We start from the raw sequence: 14,411 nt of genomic DNA, 5'->3' as shown, positions 1-14,411 counted from the left end.
CCGGGATCGAGGAGCGCGAGGTCGCGCCGGGCGGCGCGAGCGTCTCTGCCGGTCAGGGATCCGGTCCGGGACGCTGACCGACAGAGACGCTCGTCGGGACTACTTGTTGACGGTGAAGCCCTGGCCGTTGCCGTACGTGGCGGACTGCTCCTGCCACTTCGTGAGGCCGTCCGTCAGCGTGGTGCCGGAGACGTACGCCTGGCCCACCGTGTCGTTGAAGATCGAGTTCGCGTAGACCTGGAACGGCAGGTACTGCCAGCCCTCGACGACGTTGGCCGCGGAGTCGGCGAGCACCTCGTTGATCTTCTGGCCGCCGAAGTACTCGGACTCGGCGCTGCGGAACTCGTCCGACTCGAGGTCGGCCGTGGTGGCCGGGAACGCGCCACCGTCGAGGCGGGCCTGCACGCCGTCACCGTTCGTGGCGTAGTCGACGAAGGCGTAGGCGAGCTCCGCGTTCGTGCTGGCGGCGGGCACGGTCAGCGACGAGCCGCCGTTCTCGGAGGTGGCGTGCTGCCCGGCCTCCCACTGCGGCATCTCGGCGACGCGCCACTTGCCCTTGCCCTGCGGGACGCCGGACTCGAGGTTGGCGGGCATCCACGCGCCGATGGTCAGCGTCGCGATGGTGCCGTTGCCGAGGCCCTGGTACCACTCGTCGCTCCACGAACCGACGGGGGCCAGGAGGTCCTCGTCGATCAGCTGCTGCCACACCTCCGCGAACTTCTGCGTGCCCTGGTCGCCGGCGAAGTCGATCGTCACGTCGGTGCCGTCGACCTGGTACGGGTGCCCGCCCGCCTGCCAGATCATGCTGGTGGTGAAGCCGGCGTCGCCGATGTCGTTGGCGATGTACGCCTTCGGGTCCTTCTCGTGGATGGTCCGGGCGGCCTCGAGGTACTCGTCCCACGTGGTCGGCACGTCGACGCCGTACTTCTCGAAGACGTCCTCGTTGTAGAAGAGGGCCATGGGGCCGGAGTCCATGGGCAGGCCGTAGACGCCGTCGCCGCTGTGCACGGAGCTCCACGGGCCGGTGCTGAACGTGCCGTCCAGGTCGTCCGCGCCGAGCGGGCCGAGGTTCGTCAGCGCCTCGGAGATGGCGAACTGCGGCACGGCGTAGTACTCGACCTGCGCGACGTCGGGCACCCCGTCGCCCGCCGAGATCGCGTTCTGCAGGGCCGTGTACTGGTCGTTGCCCGTCCCGACGTTCTCGAGGTTCACCGTGACGTTCGGGTACGTCTTCTCGAAGTCGGTCACGACCTGCTCCAGCGTGGGCTCCCACGCCCACACGGTGATCTCGCCGCCCTTCTCGAGGACGGCGGCGGTGTCGACGGGCGCGGCGTCGCCGCCGCCGGAGCCGCCGTCGTCGCCGGAGCCGCAGGCGGCCAGGCCGAGGGCGAGCACGCCGGCGAGGGCGGTACCGCGCGCCAGGTGGCGGGATCGTGCGTTCATGGGGTCCTCACTTCGTTGTCAGACGGGGGATACGCGGGGAGGTACGGGGTCACTCCTTGACGGACCCGGCGGCCAGGCCGGACTGCCAGTAGCGCTGCAGCAGCAGGAAGGCGGCGACCAGCGGCAGGATCGTCAGCAGCGCGCCGGTGATGACGAGGTTGAAGATGGCCTCGCCGCCGGCGGTGGCGGCCTGCGCGTTCCAGGCGTTCAGGCCCAGCGTCAGGGGGTACCAGGACGAGTCGCGCAGCATGATCAGCGGCAGGAAGTAGTTGTTCCAGGTGGCGACCATCGTGAACAGCAGCACGGTGACGATCCCCGGCGCGAGCAGCGGCAGGCTCACCCGGAAGAAGGTGCGGAACTCCCCCGCCCCGTCGATCCGGGCCGCCTCGAGCAGCTCGCCGGGGATGGCCTCGGCCGCGAAGGTCCACATGAGGTACAGGCCGAACGGCGAGATCAGCGACGGGATGATCACGGCCCAGGGGGTGTTCGTCAGGCCCAGCTGGCTGAACATGAGGAAGGTCGGGACGGCGAGCGCCGTGCCGGGCACGGCCACCGCGCCGATGACGAGCGCGAACACCCCGCGCTTGCCCGGGAAGTCGAACTTCGCGAGGGCGTAGCCGCCCAGGATGGCGAGGAACGTCGCGCCGCCCGCGCCCACGACCACGTACAGCACGGTGTTGCCGAACCACCGCACGAAGACGCCGTCGTCGTAGGTCAGCGTGGTGACGATGTTGTCCCACAGCGAGAACGAGTCGCCGAACCAGAGGCCGAACGAGGAGAACAGGTCCTCCTGCGTCTTGGTCGCGTTGATGAGCAGCCAGGCCAGCGGCACCAGCGAGTACACGAGCACGACGGCGGTGAGCACCGTGAGCAGCGGGCTGCGGCGCGGCCGGGCCACCGAGTGGTGGCGCGGGGTGCGCAGCCTCGGGGCGGGACGGGCGGGGGCGGTCAGCGTCGACACGGGTCACGCCTCCTTGCGCATGCCGCGCAGCTGCACCACGTAGGCGATCACCATGGTGATCAGGCCCATGATGATGGCCACGGTCGCGGAGTAGTTGTACTGCTGGCCGGAGAACGACAGCGAGTAGGCGTACAGGTTGGGCGTGTACGACGTCGTGATGGCGTTCGGGGCGAGCGACTGCAGGATGCTGGGCTCGTTGAAGAGCTGGAAGCTGCCGATGATCGAGAAGATCGTCGCGATGACGAGCGCGCCGCGGATGGCGGGCAGCTTGATGGCGCTGATGACGCGCCACTGGCCGGCGCCGTCGATCTCCGCCGCCTCGTACAGCGAGTGCGGCACGACGCGCAGCGCGGAGTAGAAGATCAGCATGTTGTAGCCGACGAACTCCCAGGTCACGATGTTGCCGATCGACGCCAGGACGAGGTCCGGCGACAGGGGGTTCGGCAGGCTGACGCCGAAGGCGTCGTTGATGTTGCCCACCAGGCCGAAGCGCGTGCCGTACATGAAGCCCCACATGAGGGCCGCGACGACGGCCGGCACCGCGTAGGGCATGAAGATCGAGATCCGGAAGAAGCTCTTGCCGTACAGCCGGCCGCTGTCGATCGCGAGGGCGACCAGCAGCGCGATGCCGAGCATGATCGGCACCTGCACCAGCAGGAACAGGCTGACGCGGCCGAGGCCCTCCCAGAACTGCGGGTCGGCGAGCGCCTGCGCGTAGTTCTCGAGCCCGACGAACGTGGTGCCGCCCACCATCTGCGTGCGGAACACCGACAGGTACAGCGAGTAGGCGATCGGGGCGAGGAACACCAGCGCGAACACCAGCATGAACGGGCCGACGAACATCCATCCCGTCCAGCGCCGACGGCTGCGGCGCACGGCGGGCACGGCGGTCGGGGCGGGCGGCGAGGATGCCGGAGCGTCTGCGGTCACGAAGCAACTCCCAGGAGGACGGAGCCAAATGTTTACGTAAACATCCTGGCCGGACTAGAGTGTCGCGAGGCGCCGGGGATGTCAAGCCCCGGACGTCGGCAGAGTCACGCGATGCCGCACGAGAAGCGGCACGAGAGGCGGCGATGGTGGAGACGAACGGCGTGCCCGGCGTGCAGACTCGAGGGCGGGCACGCCCCCGGACGGCGCCCTCGATGGCCGAGGTCGCGGCGCTCGCGGGCGTCTCCTCGCAGACCGTCTCCCGCGTCTCGATGGGGCTCGACAACGTCAAGCCCGCGACGCGCGACCGCGTGCTCGCCGCCATGGCCGAGCTGGGCTACGCGCCCAACACCGCCGCCCGCGCGCTGCGGTACGGGAGCTTCCGCACGCTCGGGGTCATCGCGCACCAGCTGGCCCGCACGGGCGAGTCGCGCACCGTCGAGGCCGTCGTCGAGGCCGCCCGCGCGGAGGGCTACACCGTCACCATCGTCGACGTCGAGAGCCCGTCCCCCGACGACGTCTCCGCGGCCGTCACCCGCCTCTCCCACCAGGCGATCGACGGGCTCGTCATCGTGCGCGCCGAGTCCGCCACCCCGGACACGCTCGCCCTGCCCGCGCAGCTGCCCGTCGTCGTCTCCGACTCGCGCTTCGTCGGCACGCACCCCGCCGTGCGCGCCGACCAGACGGAGGGCGCGCGCCTCGCCGTGCAGCACCTGCTGGACCTCGGTCACCGCACCGTGCACCACGTCGCGGGCCCCGACGACTCGCTGCCCGCCCGGAGCCGCATCGACGCCTGGCGCGCCACGCTCGAGGCCGGCGGCCGAGCCGTCCCCGAGCCCCTGCACGGCGACTGGACCGCCCGGACCGGGTACGCCGTCGGCCGCGAGCTGGCCACCGACCCCGACGTCACCGCGGTGTTCTGCGCCAACGACGAGACCGCGGCCGGCGTGCTGCACGCCCTGCACGAGGCCGGGCGCCGGGTGCCGGACGACGTGTCCGTCGTCGGCTTCGACGGCATCACCCTCGCCGAGCACCTGTGGCCGCCGCTGACCACCGTGGAGCAGGACTTCGCGCGCATCGGCAGCAGCCTGGTCGACCTGCTGCTGCGCCAGGTGCGCGACGAGGTCGACCTGAGCGGCACGCACGAGACCGTGCCCGTACGGCTCGTCGTGCGGGAGAGCACCGGTCCGGCGCCGCGACGGCCGTGACGCCCGGCCCGGTCAGAGCGCGATCGCGGCCCGGGTCGTGACCAGGCCGACGTCGCCGAGGAAGCGCTCCAGCGCGATCATCGCGACCCCCGTGGCCACCGAGTTCCCCCGCACCGTCGAGATCTCCAGGCTCAGCCCGGCGGCGGACACCCCGGGCGCCTCCTCGACCAGGCGCGCGCGGGCGAGCGGCAGCAGACGGTCGCCGATGGCCCACGTCGTCCAGCCCGTGAGGGTCACCCGCTCCGGGTTCACCACCGCCACCAGGTCCGCGAGCGCGGACCCGAGGTAGCGCGCGGTCGTCGCGAGCGTCTCCTCGACCGCCGGGTCGGGCGCGTCCGCCGCGCTGGCCCTCGCGAGCGCCTGGATGAACTCCCGCTGCAGGTCCAGGTCGCACAGCGGGTGCTCGGGCGCGATCTCGCGGAGCGTCTGCTGGATGCCGGGCGCGCCGACGTACGCCTCGACGCAGCCGCTCCGACCGCACCGGCAGCGCCGGCCGTCGACCGCGAGCAGGGAGTGCCCCCACTCCCCCGCGGCGTTGGTCGCGCCGCGCAGGATGCGGCCCTCCAGGACGATCCCCGCCCCGACCCCGGTGCCGAGGTTCACCGTCACCATCGAGTCGGCCCCGCGGCCGGTGCCGAACCACAGCTCCGCGGTCGCGATCGCCTTGAGCGGGTTGTCGAGCACCAGGGGCACGCCGATCCGGTCGCGCAGGCTGTCCAGCTCGACCGATCGCCAGCTCCAGTGCGGGACGACGACGGCGACCCCCGACGCGCGCTGCACGATGCCGGGGAGGGCCACCCCGACGCCGAGGACGTCGGCGGCGTCCACGCCGGCCCTCGCGAGGGCGGCGTCGAAGGTCCGGCCGATGCCCTCGACGACGTACTCGGGTGAGCTCTCGTGCTCGTCGCGCGGGGTCTCGGCCGCCGCCACCTCGTCGAGGGCGGCGTCGAACACGATCGCGCGCACGTACGTCTCCGCGACGTCGATGCCCACCACGCGGCCGCGGTCGGCGTTGATGCGCAGGCTGGCGGTGGGCCGCCCGACCCGGCCGGCGCTGAGCCGCGACTCGGTGACGATGCCCTCGGAGAGCAGGTCGCCGACGACGGTGGCCACGGTGGCCGGGCTGAGCCCGGTCGAGCGGGCCAGCTCGTTGCGGGTGGCCTCCTCGGCCGACAGCAGGGCGTGCATCACGTCCAGCCGGGACTCGCTGCGGATGTCGCGCGACGTCCGCCTCTCGACTGCCATGGTCACTCCTGGGTGGCGACGGTGCGAAGACGCGCCAGCTGCGGTCGGTTCGGCCCGGCGGTCGCGCGCACGAGCAAGCGTAGCCCGCCCTCGTTCCAGGCCGCAGGAAGCCAGAGGCGGGTCGGCCGGCCCCCGGAGAACCGGGGCGCGGCGGGGTCGTCGAGCCAGACCCGGCCGAGCAGCTCGCCGTGCGCGAAGGCGCTCACACGCACCTGGGTGCCCGCGAACCACAGGGACCACCCGCCGGGCGGCAGCGCGACGTCGAACCACGCCTCGTCGCCGGGCTCGAGTTCCAGCGGCAGCCCCACGTCCGCGCCCGGGGCCGGCCGCGCGGCCAGCCCCACGAGCGCCGTGTCCGGCTGCGCCTCGACCTGCCAGCCGCGCACAGGGTCGAGGCGCAGCAGCTCCGCCCCGCTCAGCGCGCCCGGCGTGTGCGACAGCGTGACGGCGACGTCCGCGCCCTCCCCGGGCGCCAGGTGGAGCCACGGGTCCTCGGCCGTCACCGTGCGCCGCGCGCCGTCCACCCGTACGTCGACCGCCCCGGGCACGCCGTCGAGGCGCAGGGCGTGGTGCCGGACGCCGTCCACGGGCAGCGACCGCCGGTACGTGACCGGCCGCCCGACCCGCGTGCTGCTCCAGCCGCCGAGCGTGCGCAGCGGCGCCGGGTCGCCCGCCCACTGCTCCCCGCCCCCGACGCTCCAGTGCGCGGACACGTCGTCACGGGCCGCGACCGACCAGACCCGCCCGAGGCCGCGCAGCGACCCGGCGCGCAGGCCGGGCAGCCGGGCGTCGTCGAAGTTGGCGTGGCCCCAGGTCTCGACGGTCGCGGTCAGCCGGCTCGCGCCGCCGGTCGCCACCACCGTCGTCGCGCCGAAGCGCCCGAGGGTCGGGCGGACGACGCCGTCGAGGGCGAGGTCGACCATGTCGCCCGCGCCCTCCAGCAGCAGCGCGGCGGCGCCGGTGACGTCGGCCGCGTAGTGCGTGCGGCCGCGGTGGACTCCGACCTCCTCCGACGCCGGCGGAAGGTCGTACGCCTCGGGTCGGCCGTCGCGGACGGGCAGGTCGAGCCGCACGGCCCGCGCCACGTCGGTGACGCGGACCGTCGCGTCCTGCGCGGGGTCGGCGTCCACGTCCCCCGCGGGCACGGGCGGGGCGGAGCTCTCCCCCGGCCCCGGCACGTCCTGCGGGTGGCGCAGGACGACGTCCCACCGGTCGTCGCCGGCACGCGCGGTCGCGCGGACCGGCGCTCCTGGTGCGGGCGCGGCCAGCTCCACGAGCGTCGTGCGGCCGTCGTGCGCCTCGAGGACGAGGACCGCCCGGCCCTCGCCGGCGAGCTCGAGCCCGGTGGGTCCCGCCGCGACGAGGTCGGCGGTCGACAGGCGCAGCGTCCCGGGTGCCCCGAACCGGCCGAGGGGCAGGTCCCGCAGCACCAGCAGGCACGACGCGGGCGGCAGCGCCACCTCCACGGTCGCCGAGCCTTCGGCGTCGACCGGCAGCAGCGCCTCGGCCCACGACTCCCCGAGGTTCGGCACGCCGAGGAGCGATCCGCCGCCGTCGAGCCCGAGGCACGACGGCGACGCGCTCGTCGGCGCCGACGTCGCGTACGCGCCGGGCGCCGCCCGGGGCACGCCGCGCGCCAGGGCCGGGCCGAGGGTCCGCACGACGGCGGCCAGCACGCGCGCCTGGGCCGTCTCCGGGCGCGGGGCGCCGACCGGCGAGAGGAACCCGCCGAAGTCGTAGTCGTGCGTCATGAAGCTGCCCGGGTCGCCCCAGTTCCCCACCGACGGCGTGTACCCGAGGTCGAAGCCGGACGCCTGCAGGTAGGGCGCGAGGAGCGTCGCGCCGCTGACCAGCAGCCGGCGCAGGGTGACGTGCCGCCGGTTCGTCTCGGTGACCAGGAGCGGCAGCCCCCGGTCGGCGACGAGGTCCGCGTAGCGGCGCACCTCCGCCTCGACGTGGGGCGACCGGTCGTCCGGGTAGAAGTTGAACGCCGGCGCCACGCCGTCGACCCCGCCCGTCGCGCCGACCAGGTCGCCCTGGCCGGCGCACGCGACGAGCGGCACGGTGATGCCGTGCTCGCGCGCCGTGGCCGCGAGCGCCCCGACGTAGCCCGCCCGGTCGTCGCAGTCGAAGAAGTCGAGCTCGTTCTCCAGCTGCACGGCCACGACGCTGCCGCCGCGGCCGTGCTGGCGAGCGGCCAGGATCGGCAGCACCTGGTCGAACCACTCCCGCACCCGGGCCAGGTAGCGCGGCTCGGCCTGGCGCAGCCGCAGCCCCGGCTCGAGCGTGAGCCAGGCGGGCAGCGCGCCGCCGTCCCACTCCGAGCAGATGTACGGCCCGGGGCGGGCGACCACGAGCAGCCCCGCCTCGTGGGCGAGGTCGAGGAACGTCCCGACGTCGCGCCGCCCGGTGAAGTCCCACCGGCCGGGCTCGAGCTCGTGGAAGTTCCACGGCAGATAGACGTCGACGGCGTCGTACCCCGTCGCCCGCACCTGGGCGAGCCGCGCCGCCCACTCCTCGCGCGGCAGGCGGAAGGAGAAGAGGGAGGCGCACAGCAGCGCCTTCTCCTCGCCGTCCACCACCAGGCCCGAGGGGCCCAGCACCACGCTGCCGGTCACGCTGCCGGTCACGCTGCTGGTCACGCTGCTCGTCACGCTGCTGGTCACGACCGTCACTTCACACCCGCGCTTCCGACGGAGACGTTCATCTCGTAGAGGTACTTCTGGCCGAGGTAGTACACGACGATCATCGGCAGCGTCAGCATGATCGAGCCGACCATGACGAGGTTCCACGGCGGCAGCTGCATGGCGTTGCTCGTGGAGGTCATGTACTGCAGGCCGAGCGCGAGCGGCATCGTCTCCTCGGAGTTGAGGTAGATGAGCGGCCCCATGAAGTCCCCCCACGCGTGCGTCAGCGTGAAGATCGCGATGGCCGTGAGGATCGGCCACATCATGGGCAGCACGATGCGCCGGTAGATGCCGAAGTAGCCGAGCCCGTCCACCTGCGCGGCCTCGTCCATCTCGCTCGGGATGCGGGAGACGAACTGCCGCACGAGGAACACGTTGAACGCGTTGGAGAAGAAGCTCGGCACGATAAGCGGCAGGTAGGTGTTCACCCAGCCCAGCTCCTTGAACAGCAGGAACTGGGGGATCATCGTGATCTGCGCGGGGATCATCATGGTGGCGAGCACGACGACGAACATGACGTTCTTGCCGGGCGCGCGCAGGCGGGCGAACGCGTAGCCGACCAGCGACGACGAGAGCACCTGGCCGACGGCGGACAGGGTCGCGATGATCACCGAGTTCAGGACGAACCGGCCCACGGGCAGGCCCGTGGCCGTGAAGACGTCGCTGAAGTTCGACCAGAGGAACTCCGTGGGGATCACGGTGAACGCGTTCTGCGCGCTGGTCTGGTCGCTCGCCAGCGCGATGGAGACCATGAGGATCAGCGGCACGAAGAAGACCGCCGAGACGATCAGCAGCACCGCGTAGGTGGCGGGCGACGCCTTGAACGCCTTGAGCGTGCGGGCCGTGGCGCCGCGGCCGGGCGCGACGGCCGGCTCGGCCACGGCGGCGGGTGGGGCCTGAGTCGCTGCGGCCATCACCGCACCTCCGTCTCGTAGAACACCCAGCGCCGCGACGTGCGGAACGCGAGCGCGGTGAAGCCGATGATGACGACGAACAGCAGCCAGGCGACGGCCGACGCGTAGCCGAAGTGGTAGAAGCCGAAGGCCTGGTCGAACAGCAGCGGCACCACCATCTGGCTGGCGTTGTCGGGTCCGCCCTGGGTGAGGATGTACACCTGGGAGAAGATCTGGAACGCGCCGATCAGCCCCATGATGAGGTTGAAGAAGATGATCGGCGTGATCTGCGGGAACGTGATCGACCAGAACTGCCGGAACGGACCCGCCCCGTCGATCTCGGCGGCCTCGTAGAACTCCCGCGGGATACCGTTCATGGCGCTGAGCAGCAGGACGGTGGCGCTCCCGGCGCCCCACGCCGACAGCACGACGAGCGCGGGCTTGACCCACAGCGGGTCGAGCAGCCAGTCGGGCCCCTGGATGCCGAGCACCCCGAGCAGGTCGTTCAGCGGGCCCGACGGCGCGAGCACCATCTTGAACACCATCGCGGTGGCCACGAGCGGCACCAGCGTGGGCAGGTAGATCATCGTGCGGAAGAACTTGCGGCCGCGGACCTTCTTGTTGAGCAGGTTGGCCAGCCAGAGGCCGACCGCCAGGCCGAGCGGGACCGAGACCGCGGCGTAGAAGAAGGTGTTCCACAGGGCCTTCCAGAACACCGGGTCGCCGGTGAGGGCCTGGACGTAGTTGTCCAGCCCGACGAACACGGGCGGCGTGAACGAGTCCCACTCGGTGAGCGAGATGTACACGGACGCGATCATCGGGCCCAGCAGGAACCCGACGAAGCCGACGAGCCAGGGCGAGATGAACAGCCAGAAGAACCGGGCCTCCGTCCGGCCCCGCCGGGACAGCTTCGGGCGGGGCAGGCGTGCGGCGCGCCGGCCCCCCGCGCGGCGCGGGCTCTGGGCCCGCGCCGCACCGAGGACGGCGCCGAGGTCGGCGGCCATCGTCAGCCCTGGCCGACGATCGACTCGAGCTTCGTCTGGATCGCGTCGAGCTGCGTCTTCGCGTCGCCGCCCTCGTTCCAGAACGTGCCCAGGTTGTCGTCGAACGTCGCCTGCATCTCGTTCCACTCGGGGATCAGGGGCGACGTGAAGACGAAGTCGGACGACTCCGCGAACGCACCCATGTTGATGTCCTTCGTGGCCCACTCCGGCTCGAGGAACGCGTCCGACTGCTGCACCTGGACGTTGGCGGGCACGTCCTGCGCGTTGTCGATGATGACCTGCTGCGCCTCGGCGTCGGTCAGGTAGTCGATCGCCTCGAACGCCTTGTCCGCGTGCTCGGAGTCGCGCGAGATCGCCAGGCCGGAGCCGAAGGCCGACACGGCCTGCTCGTCGCCCTGCCACATCGGGGCGATGTCCCAGTCGAAGTCCGACTCGAGGAGGCCGCCGATGGCCCAGAACCCGGTCGTGTTCATCGCGACCTTCTGCGCGGCGAACGCCGGGTCGCCGCCCATGTCGGGCCCCATGTCGGCGTACTCGGCCGCGGTCGGCACGACGTGCTCCTTGAAGGTGAGGTCGTTCGCCCACTGCAGCGCGTCGACGACCTCCGGGGTGTTCACCGTCGGGGCGCCCGAGTCGTCGATGATCTGGCCGCCGTTCTGGTAGGCGAAGCTCCACCACTGCGCCCACCAGCCGGCGCCGCCGTAGCCCCACTGCTCGCCCGGCACGGTGAGCTTCTCCATCGCCGCCTGGGCGTCCTCCTGCGTCCAGTCCGCCGTGGGGTAGTCCACGCCGGCGGCGTCGAAGAGGTCCTTGTTGTAGTAGACGATCATCGCGCCGGAGCGGTCCGGGATCGCGTAGACCTTGTCCTGGTAGGAGTACAGGGAGCCGGTGGGTCCGAAGCGCTCGTCGAGGTCCATGCCGGACTTCGACACGTACTCGTCCAGCGGCAGGATCTGGTTCTTGGACGAGTAGACGTTGACGCCCTCGGCGACCTGCATGATGTCCGGGCCGTTGCCGCCCGCGATCATCGTCTGCACCTTCTGCTCGTACTGGTCGCTCGGGATGAGCTGGAGCTTGACCTTGATGTCGGGGTGCGCCTTCTCGAGCATGTCGACGCGCTCCTGGTACGACGTCTTGTCGACGTCGCCGCCCCAGACCGTCATCGTCAGGGTCGTGACCCCGCCGTCGCCCGAGTCCTCGCCAGAGCCGCACGCCGCCAGCGCCGACATGCCCAGCGCGGCGAGCGCCACCCCGGCGACGCCCCTGCTCCATCGCGTCCTTGCGTTCATCGTCTCCGCCTCTCTGCGGTGGGCCGGTCGTCGTCGACCGTCCCCTCGATTACAACGTTGGTAAAACTAACCCCTGGATAAATAGATGTCGACGGTTCAGGGATCACGAAGTGGTCACGGCGGCCGGGCGACCCGGCCCGGCCCCGCGTCAGCCGCAGGTACGTGCCGCGTACCCGACGGCGACCGCCGGCCCGTCGCCCATCGCGACGGTCGCGGTGCCCGCGTCGAGCGCCCGCCCCCGCGTGCTCACCACCGCGGACCCGCTGGCGCCCGGTGCCACGCCCCGCACGGTGCGGTCCCCGACCGCCGTCCGGATCTCGACGTCGCCGGCGCGGTCCGTCGCGTTGCGGACGGTCGTCACGAGCTGGACGCGCCCCTGGCCCACGCAGCGCGCGGCCACGGACGGCTCGACCGCCGTCGGCGGCGCGTCCACCGTGAGCTCCGGGATCTTGAGGTACGAGCCCGGGGTCGCGAAGGTGATCCGCACCGCCGAGGCCCAGACCGGGTCGAGGGCGACGGCCGTCCGGGTGCCGTTCGCGCCCGGAGCCACGTCCTGTGCCGTCGTCGCGTGCCAGGCGCCGTCGGCGTCCCGGTACTCGACGCCGAACCGGGCGATCGTGCCCTCGATGTTCGTGAACGCGACCTGGTCGACGACGTGCGCCGCGGCGGGCTCCACGGTGAAGGTCACCTCGTCCTGCGTCGAGCCGCTCGCCCACGTGGACCACGACGTCGACGCCTTGCCGTCGCAGGCGCTCTCGGCCGGCATCGTCTCCCAGTCCGTCTGGTGGAAGCTCGCCGAGACGGTCGTCCCGTCGACCCCGCACAGCTCGACGACGCCGTCCTCGGACACCTCGATCGCACGGCTGAACGTGCGGCCCGCGGAGAACCGGTCGTCGGCGGCGAGGGTGCCCGTGATCGTGTGCTCGCCGCGCGTGGCGAACGACGTCGCGTCCCAGGTCACGGCCACGTCGGCGGTGACGCCGTCCACCTCGACCGGCACGGTCGCGGGCAGGTCGTCCCCGAAGTCCTCGCCGGGCCCGACCCGCTCGGGCAGGCCGTCGTCGACCACCGACCAGACGCCGTCGCCCAGGCCGCGCGCGTCCCAGTAGCTCTCGTCCCAGCCGTCGCCCCAGCGCTCCGGGTCCTCCACGGCGGGGTTGCGCATCTCGGCGCGCCCGTTCTCGCCGATGGTGATCGGCAGCCACACGTACGTCGAGTCGGCAGCACCGGCGTTCCAGCGGTCGCCCATGTAGACGAACCGGCCGCCGCCCAGGTCGAGCACGTTCGTGGACTGCGAGCCGAACGTGGACCGGCGCGTGTCGCCGACGGACAGCAGCCCGTCGCCGCCCTCGGGGATGGAGCCGTACGGGACGTCCTCGTACCGGTCGTCGGGCTCGACCCCGCGGATCCACGGCCCGAGGATGCTGTCGGCCGTGTAGTACGTCTGCGGGTTGGGGTCCCACCCCGTCGCGCCGGACGCGACGGCGTAGTACCGGCCGCCGTGCTCGAACAGCGCGGGCGCCTCGAGCATCCCGCACTCCTTGACGATCTGGAAGTCCTCCCCGCGCACCGGCGCCTCGGCGGTGCCGTCCGCGAAGAGGTACGGGTACCGGCCGTCCTCCGAGTACTGCCCGGCGCCCGCCATGTCCGTGCCCGTGGTGTGCGTGACGTTCGTGTACGTCTCGTCCAGCTCGGCCACGTAGAGCGACCGGTTCTCCTCCGAGGAGTAGACGATGTACGCCGTGCCGTCGTCGTCCTGGAACACGGTCATGTCGCGCGCCTGGCCCGGCACCGCGGCGGAGATGCAGTCCTGGTAGCCCGTCCGGTTCGGCATCCGGTACACGCCCGTCATGCGGAACGGGCCGGTCGGGCTGTCCGACACCGCCACGCCCGCCATGGAGCGCGCGTACATGCTGCCGCCCGACGTCGTCTGGCCGTCCGAGTGCCACCACAGCACCCACTGGTCGGTCGCGGCGTTGTACAGCACCTTGGGCCGCTCGAAGATCGTCGTGCGGTCGGCCGCCTCGTTCGTGTCGAGGTGGTAGTCGAGCTCCGCGATCCGGTCGGCGCGCGGCTGGCCGGCGTCGTCCACGGTGTCGTAGAGCGCGTCGAAGTACTCCGACTCCAGGTCCGACGGGTCGGACACGGACCGCAGGACGACGCCCTCGTCCGTCCAGTTCTTGGTGTCGTACGACTTGTACGCGTGCACGCCGGGGCTGCCGTAGTAGCCGTTGCTGCGGTCCTCGCCGTACCAGTAGTAGACGGTGCGGCCGTCCTCCTCGCTCTGCACCACCTGGCCGCCGTGCGCCTGGACGTGCTCGCCGCCGTCGTCCAGCCAGGGCGGCGAGAAGTAGTCGTCGGCGCCGGTCCCCGGGTCGAGGACGGCGGGAAAGCGCGTGTACCCGGCGGTGTCGGCAACTCCGCCGGAGCCGTCGGAGCTGCCTGAGGGGTCGTCGGCCGCGGCGCCGGCCGTGGCCTGCAGGCCGACCAGCGCGAGGGCGAGGCCGACGCCAGCGGCCGCGGCCCGCCGGCCCAGGGGCGGCGCGGCACCGCGGTCGTCGCGGGGGTGAGGCATGTCGTTCTCCTTCGTCGTCGAAGCGAGACGTGCGTGGCGGTCGACCGCCGTCGGTCGCCCGCACGCAGGCTGGCACGTCGGAATGTTTACGTCAACATTTGGTCGATGCGCCGTTTCGTTTCTGTTCGCTTCGGCCACACGACCGTCGCGCACCGCCGCCGCGGCCCACCAGCGCGTCG

Annotated in this window: 10 protein-coding genes; 1 reads left to right on the top strand and 9 read right to left on the bottom strand. The window is 72.2% G+C overall.

The genetic code is table 11. The annotated features are described in order from the left end of the window. Positions 1-99 precede the first annotated feature (99 nt). From ACH443_RS13570 to ACH443_RS13560, 3 genes are read right to left on the bottom strand one after another with little or no spacing between them, the layout of a single operon-like run. Positions 100-1,443 carry an ABC transporter substrate-binding protein gene (locus ACH443_RS13570; protein ID WP_430590609.1) on the bottom strand — a complete coding sequence of 448 codons (1,344 nt, stop codon included), beginning with the start codon at positions 1,441-1,443 and terminating at the stop codon, positions 100-102. Positions 1,444-1,492: 49 nt separating this feature from the next. Beyond that, the gene (locus ACH443_RS13565; RefSeq protein WP_429763272.1) at positions 1,493-2,404 is read right to left on the bottom strand and encodes a carbohydrate ABC transporter permease; all 912 of its coding nucleotides are present in this window, start codon (positions 2,402-2,404) and stop codon (positions 1,493-1,495) included. Between the two features lie 3 nt (positions 2,405-2,407). Continuing rightward, positions 2,408-3,247: a carbohydrate ABC transporter permease gene (locus ACH443_RS13560; protein ID WP_429763782.1), complete on the bottom strand. Its 840-nt coding sequence runs from the start codon at positions 3,245-3,247 to the stop codon at positions 2,408-2,410. Positions 3,248-3,477: 230 nt separating this feature from the next. Between ACH443_RS13560 and ACH443_RS13555 the strand changes: the two genes are divergently transcribed. After that, positions 3,478-4,539: a LacI family DNA-binding transcriptional regulator gene (locus ACH443_RS13555; protein ID WP_430590608.1), complete on the top strand. Its 1,062-nt coding sequence runs from the start codon at positions 3,478-3,480 to the stop codon at positions 4,537-4,539. 12 nt (positions 4,540-4,551) lie between these two features. Here ACH443_RS13555 and ACH443_RS13550 read toward each other — a convergent pair whose 3' ends face one another. From ACH443_RS13550 to ACH443_RS13525, 6 genes are all read right to left on the bottom strand, one after another. After that, complete coding sequence (locus tag ACH443_RS13550) at positions 4,552-5,784, bottom strand: ROK family protein (RefSeq protein ID WP_429763268.1); 1,233 nt, start codon at positions 5,782-5,784, stop codon at positions 4,552-4,554. A 2-nt stretch (positions 5,785-5,786) separates the two neighbouring features. Then, positions 5,787-8,450 carry a beta-galactosidase gene (locus tag ACH443_RS13545; RefSeq protein ID WP_430590607.1) on the bottom strand — a complete coding sequence of 888 codons (2,664 nt, stop codon included), beginning with the start codon at positions 8,448-8,450 and terminating at the stop codon, positions 5,787-5,789. Positions 8,451-8,455: 5 nt separating this feature from the next. After that, the gene (locus tag ACH443_RS13540; RefSeq protein ID WP_429763266.1) at positions 8,456-9,385 is read right to left on the bottom strand and encodes a carbohydrate ABC transporter permease; all 930 of its coding nucleotides are present in this window, start codon (positions 9,383-9,385) and stop codon (positions 8,456-8,458) included. After that, a complete protein-coding gene (locus ACH443_RS13535) occupies positions 9,385-10,368 on the bottom strand; it encodes a carbohydrate ABC transporter permease (protein WP_429763265.1) in 984 nt (327 codons plus the stop codon). The genes ACH443_RS13540 and ACH443_RS13535 overlap by 1 nt, the downstream gene beginning before the upstream one ends. A 2-nt stretch (positions 10,369-10,370) precedes the next feature. Further along, on the bottom strand, positions 10,371-11,657 hold the full coding sequence (locus ACH443_RS13530; protein ID WP_430556083.1) for an ABC transporter substrate-binding protein: 1,287 nt from the start codon (positions 11,655-11,657) through the stop codon (positions 10,371-10,373). A 148-nt stretch (positions 11,658-11,805) separates the two neighbouring features. Next, the gene (locus tag ACH443_RS13525; protein ID WP_430590606.1) at positions 11,806-14,232 is read right to left on the bottom strand and encodes a family 43 glycosylhydrolase; all 2,427 of its coding nucleotides are present in this window, start codon (positions 14,230-14,232) and stop codon (positions 11,806-11,808) included. Positions 14,233-14,411 lie beyond the last annotated feature (179 nt).

This window comes from Isoptericola sp. NPDC019571 (genome assembly GCF_044389385.1).
In the GTDB taxonomy this organism is placed as follows: Bacteria; Actinomycetota; Actinomycetes; order Actinomycetales; family Cellulomonadaceae; genus Isoptericola; species Isoptericola nanjingensis.
The sequence above is the reverse complement of the archived record's forward strand: the minus strand, read 5'-3'. Positions and strand labels throughout refer to the sequence as shown.

Excerpts from the sequence above, each read along its gene's own strand:
- ACH443_RS13535 (WP_429763265.1), bottom strand. The coding sequence starts at position 10,368 with ATGGCCGCCGACCTCGGCGCCGTCCTCGGTGCGGCGCGGGCCCAGAGC.
- ACH443_RS13570 (WP_430590609.1), bottom strand. The coding sequence starts at position 1,443 with ATGAACGCACGATCCCGCCACCTGGCGCGCGGTACCGCCCTCGCCGGC.
- ACH443_RS13540 (WP_429763266.1), bottom strand. The coding sequence starts at position 9,385 with ATGGCCGCAGCGACTCAGGCCCCACCCGCCGCCGTGGCCGAGCCGGCC.
- ACH443_RS13555 (WP_430590608.1), top strand. The coding sequence starts at position 3,478 with ATGGTGGAGACGAACGGCGTGCCCGGCGTGCAGACTCGAGGGCGGGCA.
- ACH443_RS13530 (WP_430556083.1), bottom strand. The coding sequence starts at position 11,657 with ATGAACGCAAGGACGCGATGGAGCAGGGGCGTCGCCGGGGTGGCGCTC.
- ACH443_RS13560 (WP_429763782.1), bottom strand. The coding sequence starts at position 3,247 with ATGTTCGTCGGCCCGTTCATGCTGGTGTTCGCGCTGGTGTTCCTCGCC.
- ACH443_RS13525 (WP_430590606.1), bottom strand. The coding sequence starts at position 14,232 with ATGCCTCACCCCCGCGACGACCGCGGTGCCGCGCCGCCCCTGGGCCGG.
- ACH443_RS13550 (WP_429763268.1), bottom strand. The coding sequence starts at position 5,784 with ATGGCAGTCGAGAGGCGGACGTCGCGCGACATCCGCAGCGAGTCCCGG.